This window comes from Vibrio sp. Vb1574, assembly GCF_033338675.1.
The window spans coordinates 1-1,258 of record NZ_JAWOTC010000282.1; the positions used below are offsets into that span (position 1 = coordinate 1).

Annotated in this window: 1 protein-coding gene; it reads right to left on the reverse strand. The window is 48.8% G+C overall.

Going from position 1 to position 1,258, the window contains the following annotated elements; translation table 11 throughout:
- A partial coding sequence (locus tag R7O12_RS25550; protein WP_318126857.1) for a DNA polymerase occupies positions 1-1,258 on the reverse strand: 1,258 nt, incomplete at both ends.

Below are 1,258 nucleotides of genomic sequence, written 5' to 3' on the forward strand. Positions count from 1 at the left end.
ATGCAAACGTCGACCAAAAATGGTTTCTACATAACCTTTATCAGCTGCTGCGCTGCGCGTGTCTTCCATGTACTGCATTACACCTGGGTAACGCTCGAAGTATTTGTCCATGTAAGCTTGCGCTTCACCACGAGGAATGCCCAGCTGTTTTGCCAAGCCGAATGCGCTCATGCCGTAAATCAGACCAAAGTTCACCGCTTTTGCACGGCGACGCTGCTCACTTGATACCTGATCAATAGACACTCCCATGATTTCTGCTGCGGTTGCGGCGTGAATGTCTTTACCGTCGCGGAAGGCATCAAGCAGCGCTTGGTCGCCAGAAAGGTGCGCCATAATACGCAGCTCGATTTGCGAGTAGTCGACAGCCAGAACCTTGTAACCAGCAGGAGCTACAAACGCCTGACGAATACGACGACCTTCTTCGTTACGGATTGGAATGTTCTGCAAGTTTGGATCGGTAGACGACAAACGACCTGTCGCAGTCACCGCTTGATGGTAAGAGGTGTGTACACGACCAGTTGAAGGGTTGATCATCTTCGGCAGCTTGTCTGTGTATGTCGACTTCAGCTTCGCTAAGCCACGGTATTCTAGGATCAGTTTTGGCAGTGGGTAATCCAACGCAAGCTCTTGTAACACCTCTTCATTGGTTGAAGGTGTGCCAGATGGTGTCTTCTTCACAACAGGCAGGCCCATTTTTTCAAATAGGATAGCTTGCAGCTGCTTCGGCGAGTTCATGTTGAACTCTTGTTCTGCGATTTCGTAAGCTTTTTGTTCAAGCTCTTCTAAACGGGCCGCGATTTCTACCGATTGAGCGCTCAGCTTCATGTCATCAATCAGAACACCAGTGCGCTCAATGCGAGACAAAACAGGGACTAGCGGCATTTCGATTTCTTCGTAAACCGATTTTAGCTTTTCATCTTGTTCGATGTTAGCAAACAGACGATTGTGCAAGCGAAGCGTGACGTCTGCATCTTCTGCTGCGTATGGCGATGCTTGCTCAAGCTCGATTTGGTTGAAGGTCAGTTGGTTTTTACCTTTACCCGCGATTTGTTCGAATGAAATGCAGCTGTGTTGTAGGAAACGAAGTGCCAAGCTGTCCATGTCGTGTTTGCCGCCTACGCTGTTGTAAACGTAAGACGCCAACATAGTGTCGTATTTGATGCCTTTCATCTCGATGCCGTAACGTGCCAGCACAGACGCATCGTATTTTAGGTTCTGACCGACTTTCGCTTGAGCGTCGTCTTCAAGAATCGGTTTC